Annotated in this window: 21 protein-coding genes and 1 riboswitch; of the genes, 15 read left to right on the plus strand and 6 right to left on the minus strand. The window is 70.8% G+C overall.

Features of this window, described 5'->3' with window-relative positions; all coding sequences use genetic code 11:
- Positions 1 to 342: 342 nt before the first annotated feature.
- The 3 genes from rho to LGI35_RS08180 are packed head-to-tail and all read left to right on the plus strand — an operon-like array spanning position 343 to position 2,643.
- Positions 343 to 1,506: a transcription termination factor Rho gene (gene rho, locus LGI35_RS08170; RefSeq protein ID WP_227293228.1), complete on the plus strand. Its 1,164-nt coding sequence runs from the start codon at positions 343 to 345 to the stop codon at positions 1,504 to 1,506.
- 60 nt (positions 1,507 to 1,566) lie between these two features.
- Positions 1,567 to 2,055: a GNAT family N-acetyltransferase gene (locus LGI35_RS08175; protein ID WP_227293229.1), complete on the plus strand. Its 489-nt coding sequence runs from the start codon at positions 1,567 to 1,569 to the stop codon at positions 2,053 to 2,055.
- Positions 2,056 to 2,103: 48 nt separating this feature from the next.
- Positions 2,104 to 2,643, plus strand: a complete 540-nt coding sequence (locus LGI35_RS08180) for an inorganic diphosphatase (RefSeq protein WP_227293230.1) — start codon at positions 2,104 to 2,106, stop codon at positions 2,641 to 2,643.
- Between the two features lie 25 nt (positions 2,644 to 2,668).
- Here the strand turns inward: LGI35_RS08180 and LGI35_RS08185 are convergent, their stop codons facing one another.
- A complete protein-coding gene (locus tag LGI35_RS08185; protein ID WP_227293231.1) occupies positions 2,669 to 3,031 on the minus strand; it encodes an ArsR/SmtB family transcription factor in 363 nt (120 codons plus the stop codon).
- A gap of 89 nt (positions 3,032 to 3,120) precedes the next feature.
- A riboswitch (cobalamin riboswitch) is annotated at positions 3,121 to 3,344 on the plus strand.
- Positions 3,345 to 3,373: 29 nt separating this feature from the next.
- Here LGI35_RS08185 and nicT point away from each other — a divergent pair.
- The 8 genes from nicT (at position 3,374) to LGI35_RS08225 (ending at position 11,013) form a co-directional block, all read left to right on the plus strand.
- Positions 3,374 to 4,468 (plus strand): Nickel transporter NicT, encoded by a 1,095-nt coding sequence (gene nicT, locus LGI35_RS08190; RefSeq protein ID WP_227293232.1) that lies wholly within the window; start codon positions 3,374 to 3,376, stop codon positions 4,466 to 4,468.
- 42 nt (positions 4,469 to 4,510) lie between these two features.
- A complete protein-coding gene (locus tag LGI35_RS08195) occupies positions 4,511 to 5,224 on the plus strand; it encodes a YoaK family protein (RefSeq protein WP_376224056.1) in 714 nt (237 codons plus the stop codon).
- A gap of 91 nt (positions 5,225 to 5,315) precedes the next feature.
- On the plus strand, positions 5,316 to 6,023 hold the full coding sequence (locus LGI35_RS08200) for a hypothetical protein (protein ID WP_227293233.1): 708 nt from the start codon (positions 5,316 to 5,318) through the stop codon (positions 6,021 to 6,023).
- 543 nt (positions 6,024 to 6,566) lie between these two features.
- Positions 6,567 to 8,282, plus strand: a complete 1,716-nt coding sequence (locus LGI35_RS08205; protein WP_227293234.1) for a sensor histidine kinase — start codon at positions 6,567 to 6,569, stop codon at positions 8,280 to 8,282.
- Positions 8,283 to 8,401: 119 nt separating this feature from the next.
- Positions 8,402 to 8,821: a roadblock/LC7 domain-containing protein gene (locus tag LGI35_RS08210; protein WP_116500516.1), complete on the plus strand. Its 420-nt coding sequence runs from the start codon at positions 8,402 to 8,404 to the stop codon at positions 8,819 to 8,821.
- A complete protein-coding gene (locus tag LGI35_RS08215) occupies positions 8,818 to 9,177 on the plus strand; it encodes a DUF742 domain-containing protein (RefSeq protein ID WP_116500515.1) in 360 nt (119 codons plus the stop codon). The genes LGI35_RS08210 and LGI35_RS08215 overlap by 4 nt, the downstream gene beginning before the upstream one ends.
- The gene (locus tag LGI35_RS08220) at positions 9,158 to 9,772 is read left to right on the plus strand and encodes a GTP-binding protein (protein WP_116500514.1); all 615 of its coding nucleotides are present in this window, start codon (positions 9,158 to 9,160) and stop codon (positions 9,770 to 9,772) included. Before LGI35_RS08215 ends, LGI35_RS08220 begins: the two co-directional genes overlap by 20 nt.
- Positions 9,769 to 11,013, plus strand: coding sequence for a cytochrome P450 (locus LGI35_RS08225; RefSeq protein WP_227293235.1), 1,245 nt, complete (start codon positions 9,769 to 9,771; stop codon positions 11,011 to 11,013). The genes LGI35_RS08220 and LGI35_RS08225 overlap by 4 nt, the downstream gene beginning before the upstream one ends.
- A 56-nt stretch (positions 11,014 to 11,069) precedes the next feature.
- On the opposite strand, the gene LGI35_RS08230 is transcribed toward LGI35_RS08225, so the two are convergent.
- Both LGI35_RS08230 and LGI35_RS08235 read right to left on the minus strand, forming a co-directional pair.
- Positions 11,070 to 12,293, minus strand: a complete 1,224-nt coding sequence (locus LGI35_RS08230) for a cytochrome P450 (protein ID WP_227293236.1) — start codon at positions 12,291 to 12,293, stop codon at positions 11,070 to 11,072.
- Positions 12,294 to 12,405: 112 nt separating this feature from the next.
- On the minus strand, positions 12,406 to 13,287 hold the full coding sequence (locus tag LGI35_RS08235; RefSeq protein WP_227293237.1) for an MBL fold metallo-hydrolase: 882 nt from the start codon (positions 13,285 to 13,287) through the stop codon (positions 12,406 to 12,408).
- A 406-nt stretch (positions 13,288 to 13,693) separates the two neighbouring features.
- Between LGI35_RS08235 and LGI35_RS08240 the strand changes: the two genes are divergently transcribed.
- Together LGI35_RS08240 and LGI35_RS08245 are read left to right on the plus strand one after the other, a co-directional pair.
- Positions 13,694 to 14,203 carry a transglycosylase SLT domain-containing protein gene (locus tag LGI35_RS08240; RefSeq protein ID WP_227293238.1) on the plus strand — a complete coding sequence of 170 codons (510 nt, stop codon included), beginning with the start codon at positions 13,694 to 13,696 and terminating at the stop codon, positions 14,201 to 14,203.
- Between the two features lie 67 nt (positions 14,204 to 14,270).
- Positions 14,271 to 15,407 (plus strand): LCP family protein, encoded by a 1,137-nt coding sequence (locus LGI35_RS08245; protein ID WP_227293239.1) that lies wholly within the window; start codon positions 14,271 to 14,273, stop codon positions 15,405 to 15,407.
- Between the two features lie 19 nt (positions 15,408 to 15,426).
- On the opposite strand, the gene LGI35_RS08250 is transcribed toward LGI35_RS08245, so the two are convergent.
- A complete protein-coding gene (locus LGI35_RS08250) occupies positions 15,427 to 15,891 on the minus strand; it encodes a hypothetical protein (RefSeq protein ID WP_227293240.1) in 465 nt (154 codons plus the stop codon).
- Positions 15,892 to 15,995: 104 nt separating this feature from the next.
- On the opposite strand from LGI35_RS08250, the gene LGI35_RS08255 reads away from it, so the two are divergent.
- Together LGI35_RS08255 and LGI35_RS08260 are read left to right on the plus strand one after the other, a co-directional pair.
- Positions 15,996 to 17,060 carry a right-handed parallel beta-helix repeat-containing protein gene (locus LGI35_RS08255; protein WP_227293241.1) on the plus strand — a complete coding sequence of 355 codons (1,065 nt, stop codon included), beginning with the start codon at positions 15,996 to 15,998 and terminating at the stop codon, positions 17,058 to 17,060.
- Between the two features lie 50 nt (positions 17,061 to 17,110).
- A complete protein-coding gene (locus tag LGI35_RS08260; RefSeq protein ID WP_227293242.1) occupies positions 17,111 to 18,139 on the plus strand; it encodes a methyltransferase in 1,029 nt (342 codons plus the stop codon).
- Positions 18,140 to 18,233: 94 nt separating this feature from the next.
- Here the strand turns inward: LGI35_RS08260 and LGI35_RS08265 are convergent, their stop codons facing one another.
- Both LGI35_RS08265 and LGI35_RS08270 read right to left on the minus strand, forming a co-directional pair.
- On the minus strand, positions 18,234 to 18,566 hold the full coding sequence (locus LGI35_RS08265; protein WP_227293243.1) for a TcmI family type II polyketide cyclase: 333 nt from the start codon (positions 18,564 to 18,566) through the stop codon (positions 18,234 to 18,236).
- A 31-nt stretch (positions 18,567 to 18,597) separates the two neighbouring features.
- Positions 18,598 to 19,074, minus strand: coding sequence for an SRPBCC family protein (locus LGI35_RS08270; protein ID WP_227293244.1), 477 nt, complete (start codon positions 19,072 to 19,074; stop codon positions 18,598 to 18,600).

The raw sequence follows: 19,074 nt of genomic DNA on the forward strand, positions 1-19,074 counted from the left end.
GGCGGCCGAGAACGGCGGCCCGTGACGTGAGCCCTTGCGGGACGGCGCCCCCATGGTGTTACAGTGCGAATGGCACATGTGCTAGCCGCCTCTTCGGCGCCGGTGCCCGTCCCCCTCTCCGAATCGCCGCGACAGCGGGATTCGTCGAATCGATGTCAGCGATGCGCCAGGCGGCGCCGACGCGCCGTACCCCGCATCGCTTCTCCCCGGCCACAGGCTTCTCAGGGCTTTCACGGGCCTCTTCGCCCGCCCGCCTCGCGGGGCGTGCAGTCACCGCCCCGCTCCCGCCGGATCCCCCTCACTCATGCTCTCGTACGAACGTCCGCGAAAGGACCGATTCCGATGACCACCACACTCGAACCCCCCACCACCACAAAGGCGTTCACGACGCAGCCGAAGGAGGAGATCGCGGTCCAGGCCTCGGGCGTCCTCGACATCCCGGGCAGCGGGCCCGGGTTCCTGCGCCTCGCCGACCTCCTGCCGACGTCGCACGACGTCCAGGTCCCGGCCGCCCTGATCCGCCGACTCGGCCTGCGCAAGGGCGACTTGATCCAGGGGACCTGCGGCAGGCCGCGCGTCCTCGCCGAGGTCGAGCGCGTCAACGGGCGCCCCGTCCAGGAACTGCGCGGGCGGCCCCGGTTCGGCGACCTCACTCCCCTGCACCCGCGGCAGCGGCTGCGTCTCGAAACCGCGAAGGGCGGCGTGACACCCCGCGTCGTCGACCTGTTCACCCCCATCGGCAAAGGGCAGCGCGGGCTGATCGTGGCGCCGCCGAAGACCGGCAAGACGGTGCTGCTCCAGCAGCTCGCCGCGTCCGTCGCCACGAACCACCCCGAGGCCCATCTGATGGTGGTGCTCCTCGACGAACGGCCGGAGGAGGTCACCGACATGCGGCGCTCGGTGCGCGGCGAGGTCCTCGCCTCGACCTTCGACCAGCCCGCGAAGGCGCACATCGCGCTGGCCGAACTGGCCGTCGAGCGTGCCAAGCGGCTCGTCGAGGACGGCCGGGACGTCGTCATCCTCCTCGACTCCCTGACGCGCCTGTGCCGCGCCCACAACAACACGGCCTCGTCCGGCGGACGTACGCTCAGCGGCGGTGTCGACGCCTCCGCGCTGATCGGGCCCAAGCGGTTCTTCGGAGCGGCGAGGCTCGCCGAGGAGGGCGGCTCGCTCACCATCCTCGCCACCGCGCTCGTCGACACCGGCTCCCGCGCCGACGACTACTTCTTCGAGGAGCTCAAGAGCACGGGCAACATGGAGATCCGCCTCGACCGCACCCTTGCCGAGCGCCGGATCCACCCCGCGGTCGACCTCGCCCAGTCCGGCACGCGCCGCGAGGAACTCCTGCTGCCGGAGGCCGAGTTGGCGGTCGTACGCGGGCTGCGGCGCGCTCTTCAGTCGCGGGACGGGCACACCGGGCTCGAGACGCTCGTCGAGCGGATCCGGCAGACGCCGGACAACGCGACGTTCCTGCGGCAGGTGCAGTCCACCGTGCCCACCGCGTGAGACGGCCGCGGTACCAGGTCCCCGGTCGATCGGCGCGACAGGATGCGTAATACTCTCACTATGACTTCGAGCATTACAGTCCCGAGAGGCGCGGGGGACGGCGGGGCGGTCCGGGTGCGCAGGGCGACCGCCCGCGACGCCAAGCGGCTGACCCGGCTCGTCCGTACGTCCCGCGCCTACGAGGCCCCGTACGCGTCGATGGTGGCCGGCTACCGGGTGGGCCCCGACTACATCGAGGCTCATCGTGTCTTCGTCGCGGTCGACGCCGACGACCTGGTGCTCGGGTTCTACGCGCTCACACTCGTGCCGCCGGAGCTCGACCTGATGTTCGTCGCCGACGCGGCGCAGGGGCTCGGCATCGGGCGGCTGCTCGTCACCCATATGAAGGACGAGGCGCGCGCCGCCGGACTCGCCTCGGTCCGCGTGGTCTCGCACCCGCCCGCCGAGGGCTTCTACCGCAGCACGGGAGCCGTCCGCACCGGCACCGCGGCCGCCGCGCCGCCCGCCGTGATGTGGGACAGGCCCGAATTGGAGTTCCCGATCGGCTGACGCGCCCGCACTCCCGGGAGCACACTCGAGGTGGACGAGGAGGCCGGCTTGGACAACGAGGTCCGACACACCGACGCAGCCCACGGCACCGACGCGGTCCACGCGTTCGACGTCACCGTGGAGATCCCCCAAGGCTCCCGCAACAAGTACGAGATGGACCATTCCGTCGGCCGCATAAGGCTCGACCGGATGCTGTTCACCTCCACCCAGTACCCGGCGGACTACGGATACATCGTCGACACCCTCGGACGCGACGGCGATCCGCTCGACGCGCTCGTCCTCGTGGGCGATCCGACGTTTCCCGGCTGCACCGTCGAATGCCGGGCGATCGGCATGTTCGTGATGCGGGACGAGAAGGGCATGGACGAGAAGGTCCTGTGCGTGCCCGCGCACGATCCGCGCCATGCGTCCTTGCGGGACATCGAGGACATCCCCGAGTTCGACCGTCTGGAGATCACGCACTTCTTCGAGGTCTACAAGGACCTGGAGCCCGGCAAGTCGGTCGAGGGCTCGCACTGGGAGGGCCGCGACCTCACGTACGCGGAGATCGCCGCCGCGCGCCGGCGGGCCGCCGCCCTACGGGACTGAAACCGACCAGGACGGCGCGCACGTGTCAGTGCGCGCCGTCCGTCGCGCAGTGCTCGAGCAGATCCGCGGTCGCCGCGTCGACGACGCGATAGCGCACGATCCTGCCCTCCTTCTCCCCCACGACCACGCCGGCCGCGCGCAGCAGCCGCAGCGCCTGCGAGACCGCCGGGTCGTTCATGCCCGTGGCCACGGCGAGATCCGACACGGCGAGCGGCCCCGCCCGGTACAGCGCGAGCAGCAGCGCGAGGCGCCGGGGATCGGCGAGCAGGGAGAAGCGGTCGGCCCAGGCGCGGACATGTCCTGGCTCACCGATCGCGGCGATGGCCTCGCAGACCCGGTGGCCGTCGATCGTGCGGCGGTCGGCGCGCTCGGCAGGGACGAGATGCATGACCCCATCCTCGCAGCCGCCGATGTGATCTTGAATACCCGCGCACACCTACGCAGGTGTGCAGCCTTGCAGGCGCCGCCGACCGGCCTCTAGTGTGGGCGGGCCGTGGCGCTCGGGAATTCGGTGACGGTCCCTCAAAGGACCCAGACCGAAGCGGCCCTCGCCACTGTGATCGGGCCCCGGGTCCCTCGGCGACGAGACGACTCGGGACGCCTCGCCCCACCACGCCACTGGCTGCCGCGCGCAGCTGGGAAGGCAGGGGCGGACGCGGACACCCGTCAGCCAGGAGACCGGCCACGGCATCTCACGAAGTGATTCCACGAGGTGTTGGAGCGTGACCGCATGGCCCTGCCCGTAAAGCCCCCGGAGACCGGACGCGACGCCTTCCACTGGCGGCGCGAGGACACCGTCCGCACCGCCGGGCTCCTGGCGGTGATAGCCGCGCTCCATGTCGTCGCGTTCGGCGTGCTGTTCCTGCTCGTCGTACCGGAGCACTACGAGGTGGGGTCGAAGGCCTTCGGCATCGGCCTCGGCGTCACCGCGTACACCCTCGGGATGCGGCACGCGTTCGACGCGGACCACATCGCCGCGATCGACAACACGACCCGCAAGCTGATGGCCGACGGCAAGCGCCCGGTGTCGGTGGGCTTCTGGTTCGCGCTCGGCCACTCCAGCGTGGTGGTCGTGCTCGCCGCGCTGATCGCCGGGGGCACCCAGCTCGCCGGGCGGATCATGAACGAGGGTTCCGCCACCCATCAGACGCTCGGCGTCATGGGCACCACCATCTCCGGGTCCTTCCTCTATCTCATCGCGGCGCTCAACCTCGTGGCCCTGGTGGGGATCCTGCGGGTGTTCCGGGCGATGCGCGCGGGCTCGTACGACGAGGCGGAGCTCGAACAGCACCTGGATTCACGGGGATTCATGAACCGGATCCTCGGCCGGTTCACCAAGTCCATCACCCGGCCGGGCCAGATGTACCCGCTCGGTTTCCTCTTCGGCCTCGGCTTCGACACGGCGACCGAGGTCACGCTGATGGTGATGGCGGGCAGCGGCGCGGCGGCCGGACTGCCCTGGTACGCGATCCTGTGTCTGCCGCTCCTGTTCGCCGCGGGAATGAGCCTGTTCGACACCCTGGACGGGACGTTCATGAACTTCGCGTACCAGTGGGCGTTCTCGAACCCCGTGCGCAAGGTGTTCTACAACCTGGCCATCACCGGCCTCTCGATCGCCGTCGCGTTCCTGATCGGCACCATCGAGCTCGTGGGCGTCCTGCACGACAAGCTCGACCTGCGGGACTCGGTGACCGGCTGGATAGCGGGGCTCGACCTGGACAACGTCGGGTTCATCATCGTGGGCCTGTTCGTCGTCGTCTGGGCGGCGGCCATCGGGTACTGGCGGCTTGCGAAGGTCGAGGAACGGTGGGCCGTGCGGACCTGATCCGGCGGGCCGCCGGGACCGGGACTCCGTAAGGTCGTGCGGGTGAGTGAAGCCAGCGATCCACCAGCGGCGCCCGCGTCCGTGCCGCGCCGGTCGACCCTCCCCGCGGCCCTCACGGTCCTCACGGTCGTGAGCGGAATCGTCGACGCCGTCAGCTATCTGGGCCTCGGCCGCGTCTTCGCTGCGAACATGACCGGCAACGTCGTCGTCATGGGCTTCGCCGCGGCGGGCGCTCCCGGGTTCTCCGCCCTCGGATCGCTCACCTGTCTCGGCGCGTTCCTCGCGGGGGCCGTGTGCGCCGGACGGCTGACCGGAGTGTTCGCCGAGCGGGCGCGGGAGATCTGGGTGCGGTCGGTGTTCGTCACCGAGGCGGTCCTGCTCGCCGTGGCGACGGCCGTCGCGTTCGCGTGGCCGGGCGAGGCGACGTACGCCCTCATCGCCGTCCTCGCGGGGGCGATGGGGCTGCGCAACGCGACGGTCCGCAAGCTCGCGGTCCCGGACATGACCACGACGGTCCTCACGATGACGCTGACCGGGCTCGCCTCGGAGTCCTCGCTCGCGGGCGGCACCGGTGTGCGGACGGGGCGGCGGATGGTCTCCGTGGTGGCGATGGTCGCGGGCGCCACGCTCGGCGCGCTGCTCGTGCTGCACCACGGCCTCGGCTGGCCGCTCCTCGTCGGCACCCTGCTCGTGGCGGCCACCGCGGCCGGATATCGCGAGCCGGCCGCCGACGCGGGCGACGTCCGATCGGCCTAACCCTGCGGGCGCAGCCCGCCCGGGCTCACTAGCGTCCTGACCAGGACCGCAGCTCCCCCTGCCGCTGCGGCACAGGGACCGGAGACGCCTCATGTTCTGCCCGATAGCCACCGTCATCACGACGACCGCCTGCCTCACCGCGCTCGCGCCCGGGACCGCAGCAGCACAGCACCCCGTCGCCGCGCCCGCCGCGGTGACCGCACCCGACGCGGTGAGCCGGACCGACTCGGTGGGCCGGACCGCCCCCTTGAGCCGCAACGACTCGGACGACGGGCCCCGCGACCGGGGCTCGTCGGACGGGGGCCGCGACCGGGGCTCGTCGGACGGGGGCCGCGACCGGGGCTCGTCTGACGGCGAGTCCTTCGCGGAGGCCTTCCTCTCCCCCTCGACGGTGGCGGCCTCGTCCTCCGTCGACATCACGGTCTCCTGCGCCGGCGGCGGGCGGGGCGGCTCCATCACCGCCCGGTCCCAGGCCTTCGCCGCCGGCTCCGTCTCACTCCCCGTGTACGGCGGCGGGAGCGGGCGGGACGGGCGCACCCAGTACCGGGGGACGGCACGCCTCGCCGGAGAGGTCGGGACCAGCTCGCAGGTGTCCGTGCAGGGAGTGTGTCCCGACGGCAGGCAGTGGAGCACCCCGATGAACGTGACACGCGACGGCGGCTATCGCGGCGCGCGCGCCGGAGTCGGCAGCACCGCGGACGGCGGCGTGGACCTGGGCCGGATCGGCTTCGGCGCGGCGCTCGCGGGCGGGGCCGCCTACGTGCTGTGGCGCAGGACGCGCGCCCCGCAGGAGGACTGACCTGTCCGTCCGCCGACGGTCACACACGAGGCAAGTGCGCCGTACATCCGTTCCGCCCCTGACCAACCGCGCTTTGCCGACAATCGCCGCCATTGTGGCCGGCCGAACCGGACCCTCCGAGGCTCCACATCCATGACGCGGCATCGGCCATCCGGCCGGGGTTGGCTGAAAACAGCCCCTCGACAGTAACGCGAGAGCCGCTCAGGGCCGCCGTTCACCGGCCACCGCACCGGTGAACGCGCCCCGTCCCGAGCCCACTCACGCCCGGCCGCACCCAACACCCGTACACCTGTCCCCATTTGCCACACCCCTGACGGCGAAGTTCGCTACCACGGTCCCCGGACAGGCTGACGACTTCACGACGAACTTCGCCGCCGGGCGCTCTGCGTTCATTGTCCCGGTTCTCTCACCGCGCGCGGTGGCTAGCATGAGCGCCACATACGTGCCGGAAGATCACCATCCCGTTGGTGGGACCGGCCGTGCGGCCGATTCGAGCCGATCGGCCACGACCTTCCCGCACGCAAGCACCGATGGGACCGCGGAATGCCAGTGCCTGCCCGCCCGAGGCCGCGCCGAACACCCACGTCGCGGCGCCCCACGCTCGCCGTCCCCCTCGCCGTCCTCGTGGTGGCCGGAGCGGCCGTCGGCGCGGTGACCGCCGCGGCTCCGCAGGCCGCCCGCACCTGGGTGCTCGTCGCGCTCCTCGTCAGCTGGCTCTGCGTGGCCGCCTCCCTCATCACGGCGGCCCTGCTCCAGCAGCGCGCCCGTGGTGCCGTGGACGCCGCGCAGGGCGAATCGCTCGCGCTCCAGCAGCAGTTGACGCAGCGCGGGGCCGAGGCCGCCCATCTCGTGAACGTCACCCTCCCCTCCGTGTCGAAGCGGCTGCGGGACGGCGCGGGCGCCGAGGAGGCACTCGCCGCCACCGCGCCACCCGCGGACCACCAACTGCGCCAGGCACTCGAGGCGTTCACCGCCGAACTGGACGACGCCGTACGCCGCGAGGCGTCCGCGGTGGCCACCGCTCAGGACACGGCCCGCCGCATCGCCCGCATCGACCACGATCTGGACGAGCTGGCCACCGCGACCCTGCCGGCCGCCGTCGCGGCGCTGCGCGAGGGCTCCACCGCCGACGCGGTCCTCTCGGGCCTCGACCACCCCGACGACGCGCACCTGCGCACCCTGACGGAGTCCTTCGTACGGGAACTCGCCACCAGCGAGCGGCGGGCCGCGGCCGCCCAGGCCGCCAGCGCCAAGGCCCTCAGCCGGGTGCAGGCCAAGTCGGTCAGCATGCTCGCCGATCTGCGCGAGATGCAGGACCGGCACGGCGAGGAGGTCTTCGGCGATCTGCTCCGACTCGACCACAACACGTCCCAACTCGGCCTGCTCACCGACCGGCTGGCCCTCCTCATGGGCGGCCGCGCCAGCCGCGCGTGGAACAAGCCGATCGTCATGGAGAGCATCCTGCGCGGCGCGGTCGGCCGGATCGCCGCCTACCAGCGGGTCAGGCTCCACTGCGCCACGAACGCCGCGATCGCCGGCTTCGCCGCCGAGGGCGTCATGCACCTCCTGGCCGAACTCATGGACAACGCCGCGAACTTCTCGCCGCCCATCGACGAGGTCCACGTCTACGTCGAGGAACGCAGCGCCGGGATCGTCGTGACGATCGAGGACAGCGGCCTGAAGATGGCCGACGCGGCCATGCGCCGGGCCGAGGCCGCGGTGTCGGGCCGGGAGACGGACCTGGCCTCGCTCCAGGGCACCCGGCTCGGCCTCGCCGTGGTGGGCCGCCTCGCCGCCAAGTACCGGATGAGCGTGAACTTCCGGCCGTCCTCCCGCGGCGGCACCGGTGTCGTGGTCCTCCTTCCGCCGCAGCTGCTCGCCCAGCAGCGCGACCCCGCTCCGCAACAGCCCCCTGTCCGCGGTGCCACCACCCCCGCCGCACCTGTGACGGCGCCGGCCCCCGTGCCGCAGACGTCCGACGACACCACGCCCGGGATTCCCGCCCAGGCGGACCCGCCGTCCGCGACGCCGGGCGGTCTGCCGGTACGGGCGCCGGGGCGCACCATGGCCTCGGCCGAACGCGACCGCAAGGACCGCGCCCCCGCCGAGGGCGGCGCACCCGCGGAGGAGTCCGTGCGTGCGCCGCGCGACGCCGGTGCGCAGTTCGGCGCCTTCCACCGCTCGCGGCGCGCCCGCGACGAAGCGCCCGGCACGTCGCCCGAGGTGCCCCACCAGGCCGACGAGTCGCCGGCCGAGTAACCCGCCTTTCGCTCCCCGCACGCGCCCGGGCACCGGCGCCCCCATCCCCCGTACGAGAACGTTTGATTGGAGGCACGGGCTGGTGACCGGTTCGCCGGGCACAACCCGCCCCACACGCCATGCGGACCACTGACAACAGCCTGACCTGGCTCCTGGAGAGCCTGCTGGACCGCACGCCCGGCACGCGCCACGCCCTGGTGCTCTCCCGGGACGGTCTGAAGCTGTGCTGGAGCGAGCATCTGACCCTCGACCAGGCCGACCAGCTCGCGGCCATATGCTCCGGCATCCAGGCGCTCGCCCAGGGCGCCTCGGTGGAGTTCGGTGACGGGACGGGCGGTGTACGGCACTCGATGACCGAGTTCCACGGCGGTCTGCTGTTCATCGTCGAGGCGGGCGAGGGCGCGCATCTCGCGGTGATCGCCGAGGACGGCGCCGACCCGGGCGTGGTCGGCCACCGGATGAGCGAGCTCGTCGAGCAGATCGGCGAGCACCTGCGGGCCGAGCCACGGACAGCCGACGGCGAGAGCGCGTCCTCATGACCCGCAGGCCCGTCGACACCGGTGACCCGGACCGGCTGTACACGGTCACGGGTGGCCGCAGCCGGGCCGACGACGACACCTTCGACCTGGTCACCCTGGTCGTCGCCGAGTGCGAGCCCACGCCGGGGATGCAGTCGGAGCACGTCCGCATCCTCGACCTGTGCCGGCATCCGGCGGCCGTGGTCGAGATCGCCGCGGAGATGGGCCTGCCGATCACGGTGGTGCGCATCCTGCTCGGCGACCTCCTCGCGACGGGCCGCATCACCGCCCGGCACCCACGCGCGGCGCGGTCCGTCGCCTCGCTCCCCGACTCCGCCCTTCTCAAGGAGGTGCTGCATGGACTCCGCAACCTCTGAGCTGCCCTCCCGTACGCCGCTTGCCGACGTCGCCGAGACCGGGCTCAAGATCGTCATCGTGGGCGGGTTCGGCGTCGGCAAGACGACCCTGGTCCGGTCCGTCAGCGAGATCCGGCCGCTGAACACCGAAGAGGTCATGACCCAGGCGGGCGTCGGCGTCGACGAGCCTGCCGCGGTCGCCTCGAAGACCACGACGACGGTGGCGTTCGACTTCGGGCGCATCAGCCTCACCGAGCGGATGGTGCTCTATCTGTTCGGCGCCCCCGGGCAGGAGCGCTTCTGGTTCCTGTGGGACCGGCTGTTCTCGGGGACGCTCGGCGCGGTCGTGCTCGTCGACACGCGGCGGATGAGCGACTCCTGGTACGCCATCGACCGCCTGGAGCACCACAGGACGCCGTTCGTGGTCGCTGTGAACCGGTTCGACGGCGACGGGACCCGGTTCTCCCTCGACGAGATCCGTCAGGCACTCACGCTGCCCGAGCACGTGCCGCTGATCGACTGCGACGCGCGCGTCAGGTCGTCGGGCAAGCACGTCCTGATCACCCTCGTCGACCACCTCTACGAACTGGCCATGGCCCGGGAGAAGACACCATGACCGACGCGACCCCGCCGCCCGGCTGCCCCGCCCACTCCGGCGCGGTGGCCCTCAGCGGCCTGGAGTACCAGCAGACCCCCTCGGAGCTGTACCGGTCCCTGCGCAGGGAGCACGGCGCGATCGCGCCCGTCCTGCTCGACGGGGACATCCCGGCGTGGCTGGTCCTCGGCTATCCCGAGGTCACGTATGTCACGAGCCACGACGAGCTGTTCGCCCGGGACTCGCGGCGCTGGAACCAGTGGGAGCACATCCCTGCCGACTGGCCGCTGATGCCGTTCGTCGGCTACCAGCCGTCGGTCCTGTTCACGGAGGGCGCCGAGCACCAGCGGCGTGCGGGCGTCATCACCCAGGCCCTCGAAGAGGTCGACCAGTTCGAACTCGCCCGTGACTGCGAGCGCATCGCCGACCAGCTCATCGACGCGTTCGCCGGCAGCGGCCGGGCCGAGCTGATGGCCGCCTTCGCGCACGCCCTGCCGATGCGGGCGGCGGTGCAGTTCTGCGGGATGCCCGCGGGCAGCACCGACACCGAGCAGCTGGTGGACGACCTGCGGATCTCCCTGGACGCGGCGGAGGGCGACGACCCGGTGGCCGCGTACGGGCGCGTGGGGGCGCGCATCCAGCAACTGGTCAAGGAGAAGCGGGAGTCACCGGGCCCTGACGTCACGTCACGGATGCTGGCGCACCCGGCGGGCCTCACCGACGAGGAGGTCGTCCAGGACCTGATCTCCGTCATCGCGGCGGCGCAGCAGCCGACGGCCAACTGGATCTGCAACACGCTGCGTCTGCTGCTGACCGACGAGCGGTTCGCGCTGAACGTCTCCGGCGGGCGGCTCAGCGTCGGTCAGGCGCTGAACGAGGTGCTGTGGCTGGACACGCCCACGCAGAACTTCATCGGCCGGTGGGCGGTGCGCGACACACAGCTGGGCGGGCGGCAGATCCGGGCGGGCGACTGCCTGGTGCTCGGCCTCGCGGCGGCCAACACCGATCCGCAGATCTGGCCCGAGTCGCAGGTGGGCGCGGAGAACTCGGCCCATCTGTCGTTCAGCAACGGCGAGCACCGCTGCCCGTACCCGGCCCCGCTCCTCGCGGACGTCATCGCCCGTACGGCGGTGGAGACGCTGCTCGAGCGGCTCCCCGACCTGGTGCTCGCCGTGGAGCCGCAGGAGCTGACCTGGCGCCCGTCGATCTGGATGCGCGGACTGACCGCGCTGCCGGTGCAGTTCACTCCCGTGTCGCACTGATACCTGTGGGCACACCGCGGCCGGGACCGGGCAACTGCCGGTCCCGGCCGCGTGGTTCACGCCGTGGTGGGGGTGAACTGCACCGGCAGGGACTGCGGGCCGCGGGTGAACACCCCTTGTTCCACCGGGTCGAACCCGTCGGCGAGCCGCACGTCCGGCATCGCGTCGAGGAGCTGGCCGACGCCGATCTCGACCTCGGCCTTGGCCAGCAGCGCGCCGACGCAGAAGTGCCGGCCGAGCGCGAAGGCCAGGTGGTCGGCCGCCGCCGAGAACGCGTTCGTGGCGGTGAGGTCCTCGCGGAAGATGTCGAAGCGGTCGGGCTCCGCGTAGCGGTCCGCGTCGCGGTTGGCGGCGCCGATCAGACAGGTGACAGTCGCTCCCGCGGGGATCGTGCCGCCACTCACTTCCACGTCGGTCGCCGACTGGCGCATGATCATGTGGACGGGCGGGGTGTAGCGCAGCGTCTCGGCGAAGGCGCGGGCGATCAGCGTGCGGTCCTTGCGGACGGCGTCGAGCTGCTCGGGGTGGGTGAGCAGGTTGGCGAAGATGCTGGCGATGGCCTTGTCGGTGGTCTCGCCGCCGGCCGCGAGGAGCAGGCTGCAGAACGCCTTGATGTCCTCGTCGCTCATACGGACGCCGTCGACCTCGGCGGCGCAGAGCGAGGAGAGCAGGTCGTCGCCGAGGTTGTCCCGGCGCTGCCGGATGATCGGGATCATGTACTCGGCGAACTCGACGCGGGTGCGCTCACCGGCCGCCGCGACGTCCTTGTCCCCGGACAGGTTGCCGAGGAACGCGATGACGGTGGTGTACCAGCCGTGGAAGCGCGCGTGGTCCGCCTTGTCCAGGCCCAGCATGTCGGCGATCACGTTGACGGGGAAGCGGGTGGCGTAGCCGTCCACGAGGTCGACGGAGCCGGTGGCGCGGAAGGTGTCGATCAGCTCGCGTGAGTTGCGCTCGATGACCGGCAGGAACTTCTCCTGGAGGTCGCTCCCGCGGAACGCCGGTGCGACGAGGGCGCGCCGGACCGCGTGCTCACGCCCGCTGAGCTGGAGGATCGTCTTGCCGTGCACCGGCTCGATCTGCCAGTTGTAGTTGTCCGTCGTGAACTGCGACTCCTTGTCCTTGAAGACGCGCTCGACATCGGCGTACCGCGAGATGACGTAACTCTGCGTGGCCTCGTGCCAGATGAGCGGAGAGTGCTCACGCATGGCCGCGTAGGCCGGGTACGGATTCTCGGCGAACTCCGGCGACAGTATGTCGGGGACCTGTGCGGTGGACATGAAGCTCCCTCGGTCAGTAACAGGCAACGCCCACCAGGTTATTGATCATCCGTCGGCGCAGACAGCCCCCCTCACGGTTTTGGTGCGGCGGGCGGCGTGGTAGGCCCGGGCCTCAGCCGTCGGAGCGGCAGATGATGAAGTCGGGGAAGACGTGGCGGCCGGGCCGGTCGCCGATCTCGTCGATCGCGCGGCGGACGTCCCGCAGCTGCTCCACGGTCATCTCCAGCGGTGGCTCGTCCGGCTGACACATCGTCAGGACCGGGTGGTCGACGCCCGGCTCGCCGGTCATCTCGATGTGGCAGCCCAGCACATGGGTGACCGTACGGGCGCCCGCGAACTCGAGCATGCGGTCGATGGACTCGGTGAACGCCGCCCAGTCCTCGACGTACAGCCGCCCGGGATACACGGTGTCTCCGGTGAGCAGGAACCCGGTGTGCGGGTCGTAGTACGTGACGGCGGCCGCATGGTGACCGGGTGTGGCCAGACACTCCAGCACGCGGCCGCCCAGGTCGACCCGGGCCACCCGGCGCCGGTCGTGCGCGAACCCGAAGAACTCCCAGGCGCTGTCACGATCCGCCCCGACCACGCGCGTGTGGGGCCGGTCGGCGAACTGGGCATCCGCCGCCACATGGTCCCCGTGGGCGTGTGTGTGCAGGACGAGGAGTTCGTAGGTGTCCCGGGGGTGCTCCGCCAGCCAGTCCTCGATGAGCCCGTCGACGACCTTGCGCAGGGGGAAGTACTCGGCGGACGCGGTGGCCCCCGTGTCGATGAGTACGGCGCGTGCGTTGCCGAACAGCAGAAACAGGAAGGGGGCCTCGTAATGCACGGCCATGTTCTGGCGAAGGACGACCGTGTGCTCGTCATAGGGGTGCACCTGGATGTCCGGGTCGGTGTTGTGCTTCGCCGACTCCGATCCATGGATCCAGCGCACGCCCAGCGCGTGCGGCATGGGCCCCTCGGTCACGAAGTCGACCTGCCGCGCGGTTCCACCCACTGCGCCTCCTCAAGAGAGTGACCCTCCTAGGGCATCGTCCCGGCCTCCGAACCGGGCCGACCGCGTGACCTGGGTAACGCGGAGGGGGGTCGAGCCTGTGAAGCACCCCATAGGAGCCAGATCACATACTAGAGGCGGTAGTAGCCGACGGGGTCGCCCAGAGGCCCACCAGAGGGGTCCTATTCGGTCATTTCGGACATTCCTCCGTAGTGGGGTAGTACGTCACATCCTTGCGCCCCCTCTCGGGCATCGCTAACTATGGCTGTCGTCCCGGAGAGCGGGTCGGAGCACGAGCGAAGTCGCTCGCTCCGGACCCCCGGGTCAGGGCGCGGATCTCGACTCCGCCCCGGGCGCCACACAGGCCGGCGCCGCACGATGTCCCCGAACATGAAGAGGTAATCCCCGTATGACCTTCTCCGCCCCGATCACCGCTGCCGCCCGCCCCACCCGCTTCAAGCGCGCCACCGTCACGGTCCTGGCCGCCGCCGGTCTCGCGGGTGCAGCGCTGACCTTCGCTCCGTCTCCCGCGCAGGCCGCCGAGCCCACCGCGGCGCCGAAGGTCGCTCACTCGGTCTCGACGAAGAAGGCCACCGACGGGAACAACGTCGACGGCTGGATCAACGAGGCCCTCGCGATCATGAAGGCCAAGGGCATCCCGGGCACCTACGAGGGTCTGCACCGCAACATCATGCGCGAGTCCTCCGGCAACCCGAACGCCGTGAACGGCTACGACGTCAACGCGGTCAAGGGCACCCCGTCCAAGGGCCTGCTCCAGGTCATCCAGCCGACCTTCGACGCCTACCACGTCGCCGGCACCTCCCAGAGCCTGACGGACCCGGTCGCCAACATCACCGCGGCCGCCAACTACGCCGCCGACCGCTACGGCTCCATCGACAACGTCAACTCCGCGTACTGAGCCGTCGTGACCGCACGCGGTAACTGATCCACGGCACATCTCAACCCTCGAACGGAGGGCAGCGCCCATGCCGCACACCAGCGGAGACGAAGGGCACGCGCCCTCAGCCGACGCCCTCGAACACCCCGACTACGGGTCCGCGAACCTGCACCGCTCACGCGGCAGGTCACGCAGGAAGCGGCTGCGCGTCATCACGTACACCGCACTCGGTGCCGTCCTCGTCGGCGGCGGTGGTGTGGCCTACGCGTGGTCGCACCTGAACGGGAATCTCAAGGGCACGGACATCAATGCCGTACTGGGCGAGAACCGCCCGCACGCGGGTCACGACGGAGCGATGAACATCCTCCTCCTCGGCTCCGACTCGCGCGCCGGCACACACGGCAAGTACGGCAAGGGCGTCACCGGCGCCCGCTCGGACACGGCGATGGTGCTGCACGTCGACAAGAGCCACAAAATGGCCTCCGTCGTCAGCATCCCCCGCGACACGATGGTCGACCGGCCGCAGTGCGCGAAGCCGTCGGGCGGAACGGCGCCGGGCGAGCATCAGTCGATGTTCAACGCGGCGTACCAGGTGGGCGGTCCCGCCTGCACCGTGAAGACGGTGGAGAAGATGTCGGGCGTCCGCATGGACCACTATCTCGAGGTCGACTTCAAGGGCTTCCAGAAGTTCGTCGACGAACTCGGCGGTGTCGACATCACCACCCACCGGTCCATCAAGGACTCTTCCAGCCACCTGTCCCTGAGCGCCGGCAAGCACACCCTCAAGGGTGAACAGGCCCTGGCTCTCGTGCGGACCAGGCACGGCGTCGGCGACGGCAGCGACCTGGGCCGGATCCAGCTCCAGCAGACGTTCATCAAGGCACTGATCCACCGCGCCGAGTCGATCGGCGTGGTGAGCAACCCCGCCAAGGCCTACGAACTCGCCGACACCGCGACCAAGACCGTGAGCGCCGACTCCGGTCTCGCGTCCGCGGACAAGCTGCTCGGCCTGGCGAAGGACCTGAAGGGCATCAGCCCCGACCACATGAACATGATCACGCTGCCCGTCAGTTACGACGCGCGGGACGCCGGCCGCGTCCTGCCGCTGACCAAGGCGTCCCACCAGGTCTGGCAGGCCCTGCGCGACGACCGGCCCATCCCCAAGTCCGTGACCGACAACTCGGTGGCAGCGCGGACCGACTCACCGGTGTCCGCCGGCGCCTAGCGGCTCTCGACCCGTGCCGTCACGGCAGGTCGGTGCGGCCCAGCCAGGCCGGCTTCACCGGCACCCCGTCCGCGTACCGGTCCACGGTCGGACCCGAGGGCGCCACAGCGGCGCCCTCGGGCGGCGCGGCGGGCGGGGGCGCGGCGTCCTCGGGTGTCGGCACGGGTGTCGGCTCCGTCACGGGCGTCGGCTGCGGCTCGGGCGGCGGCGCGGCGCTGTCCTTCACCAGCTCCGCGACCGTGAACCGGGAACTGAAGGACTGCCAGGCGCCGTCGACGACGAGCAGGTACCCGTCGGCGGTACGGAAGATCCGACTGCGCTTCGGACTGCGGGGATGCTCCGGCGTGTAGCGCCCGATCCACTCCCCCAGCTCCGCCAGGGCCTCTTCACGTGTGCCCTCCACATGCGCGAGCACGGACGCCTCGATGTGCTTGCGCTCCCCCGTCCCCACGGTCATCTCGACGATCAGCCCCCAAGTGGCCATGCGCCGCCCCCTCTCCGCTCGTTCGGCTCACCCACAGCGTAGGCGGCTGCCCACCTGGGCGATCAGCGGTGGCGGGCTGGAACACCCGCTCGTAGCTTCGCCATATGACCAAGCGACAGATTGCGTACCTCGCATGCACCGCGGCCGTCGTCGCGTCGAGCGTGGGGGCCGCGGCCCCGTCGGCCGACTGCCGGACGGTGCACCGGGTGAACCCGGGCGAGTCGATCCAGAAAGCCGTGAACACGGCAAAGCCGGGTGACGTCATCGTCCTCGCCCCCGGCACCTACCACGAGAGCGTCAGCATCACCGTGTCCGGACTGACGCTGCGGGGCTCGAGCGCCCGGTCCACCGTCATCGTCCCTGCCACGGCGTCCGCCACCAACGCATGTGCCAAGGCCGGCAACGGCATCTGCGTGACCGGGACCAAGACCAAGCCCGTCGAACACGTCACCGTGCGCTCCCTGACCCTTCGCGGTTTCACCAAGAACGGTCTGTGGGCGACGGGCACCGACCGCCTCCGCGTCGAGGGAGTGACCTCCGAGAAGAACGGCCAGTGGGGCATCGGCCAGGAGCGGTCCGTGCGCGGGGTGTTCCGCCACGACGTCGTCGAGGCCAACGGCGACGCCGGCCTCTTCCTGGGCAACACGGTCGACGCCGAGGAGGGGGCACTGGACTCCAAGGGGGCGAGGATCAGCCACAACCGCCTGCTCGGCAACCGGATCGGCGTCACCGTGCGGCGCATGCGGAACCTGACGGTCGCCAACAACGAGGCGACCGGCAACTGCACCGCGATGTTCCTCGTCGGTGACGAGAACAAGCCGCGCCCCGGCGCGCTGAAGGTGCGCAACAACTACGTCCACTCCAACAACAAGTACTGCGCCGCGACCGCGCGCCTGCCCTTCCTCCAGGGGTCGGGCATCATCCTCACCGGCGTCGAGGACTCGCTGGTGGCGGAGAACAGCGTCGTGAACAACGTGGGCAAGGCCCCGATGTCGGGCGGCATCGTGCTCGCCAAGAACTTCAAGGGTGCCCTCAACCAGCGCAACGACATCCGCGACAACGTCGTGACGGGCAACGGCACGGCCGACCTGGCCAACCAGGACAAGGGCAAGGGCAACAGGTTCCGCGACAACAGCTGTGCGGTCTCCGTGCCCGCCGGAATGTGCTGAGGCTCCATGCCATGTCCGCACCCATCACGCCACCAGAAGCGAGGCAACAGATGACGACCGTTGATCAGGCTCCCCAGTCCCCCATGCGCCTGCGGGAGCTGGTTTTCGGGGCAGCGTGCGCCGCCGCCGTACGCGCGGCGGCCCGCCTGGGCGTGGCCGACGCCCTGGGCGACACACCCATGAGCGTGGAGGACCTGGCGGCCGAGGTGAAGACCCAGCCGCTGACCCTGCGCCGACTGCTGCGCGCACTGTCCAGCCAGGGCGTCTTCACGGAGCGCCCGGACGGCACGTTCGCGCACACGGAGATGTCCCGGCTCCTGCGCGAGGACGACCCGCACAGCCTGCGCTACATCGCGCTGTGGTGCACCGAGCCGTGGACCTGGAACGTCTGGCCGAAGCTCGACGAGGCGGTGCGCCACGGCCGCAACGTCTTCGAGGACGTGTACGAGAGCGAGTTCTTCACCTATCTCAACGAGGAGGCTCCCGAGTCGGCGCACGTGTTCAACCGCGCCATGACGACGTCCAGCGAGCAGTCCGCGCGCGACGTCGCCGACCTCCTCGATCTGGAGGGCGTGGCCTCGGTCGCGGACATCGGCGGCGGTCACGGGCAGGTCGTGGCCAGCCTGTTGGAGAAGCACCCCGACATGCACGGCACGCTGCTCGACCTGCCGGGGGTGGTCGAGAACGCCGACCAGCGCCTGCGCGAAGGCGGTTCGCTGTCCTCGCGGGTGCGCATCATCGCCGGCGACTGCCGCGAGGACATCCCGGTCCAGGCGGACGTCTACATCATCAAGAACATCCTGGAGTGGGACGACGACAGCACCCGCCGGGCGCTGGCCAACGTCCGCAAGGCCGCGCGGCCCGGTGCCCGCGTCATCGTCATCGAGAACCTCGTCGACGACACCCCCTCGATGAAGTTCACGACGTCCATGGACCTGCTGCTGCTCCTCAACGTCGGCGGCGCCAAGCACACCCGGCTGAGCATGGTCGAGCGGCTGACGGACGCGGGTCTCGTCCTCGGCGAGGTCCGTCCCGTCAACGCGTACCTGCACGCCTTCGAGTGCACCGTGCCCGCCTGATCCGCAACACCTACGGTCTGCGGACCACAACCCGAGGCCGCCGGCTCCGCGTCTGACGCGGGACCGGCGGCCTCGGGTTGTGTCGTGCCCTCGCTCAGGAGGGGTTGTTGCGGTCCCAGTGGTAGAAGCGGTGCGCCATGGCGTCCTTGGGGCTGCGCCATGTCTGCGGGTCGTACGCGCTGACGTACGCCGACAGCTGATCGCTGACACTGCGGAACTCGGGGTGCCCTGCCACCTGTGCGATGGCGGGCGCCGGGTCCTCGTCGGACTCGATGAGGTGCAGGTACACGTCGCCGAACTGGAACAGGCTACGGCTGTTGACGCCGATCAGACGCGGGAGCTCACCTCGGTCGGAGGCGGCGAACACGTCGGAGATCGCCGGCGCCGAACCGGGCGCCATGCGGGCGACGATCAGGGCGTGGTGCATCGGGTTTCCTTCCTGGACGGGCGGTCGGCGATCAGCGGGGCACTGCGGCCTTCTGGCGGTCACGGGCGACGCGCTCGATCTGGTCGCGGATGAGGCCCATCTGCGTGACGGAGTTGCGGTTGATGTTGTCCGTCATCCAGGCGTCGTCGACCGGGGCCTCGGGCTTCATGGCGAAGTCCTGCACCCAGTCCATACGGGTGCCTTCCGGGGTCTCCGTGTAGTCCCACCGGATGTCCATGTGCGCGAAGGGCCCGGTCTCGACGCGGCGGGCACGCACGGTCCGCTTGGCGCGGTCCATGGTCCGCTCCGAGACCCAGCTCCAGACCTTCCCGTTGTCGTCCGGGTGCATGGTCAGGCGGAAGGTCGTCGTGTCGCCCTCGCGGGAGAGCACTTCGAGGGACGCGTACTCGCTGAAGAGCTGCGGCCAGTTCTCGATGTCGTTGGTGATGTCCCAGACGAGGTCGATGGGAGCGTCGATGGTGATGCTGTTCTCTGTGTGCCCTGACAT

This window comes from Streptomyces longhuiensis (assembly GCF_020616555.1).
GTDB lineage: Bacteria > Actinomycetota > Actinomycetes > Streptomycetales > Streptomycetaceae > Streptomyces > Streptomyces longhuiensis.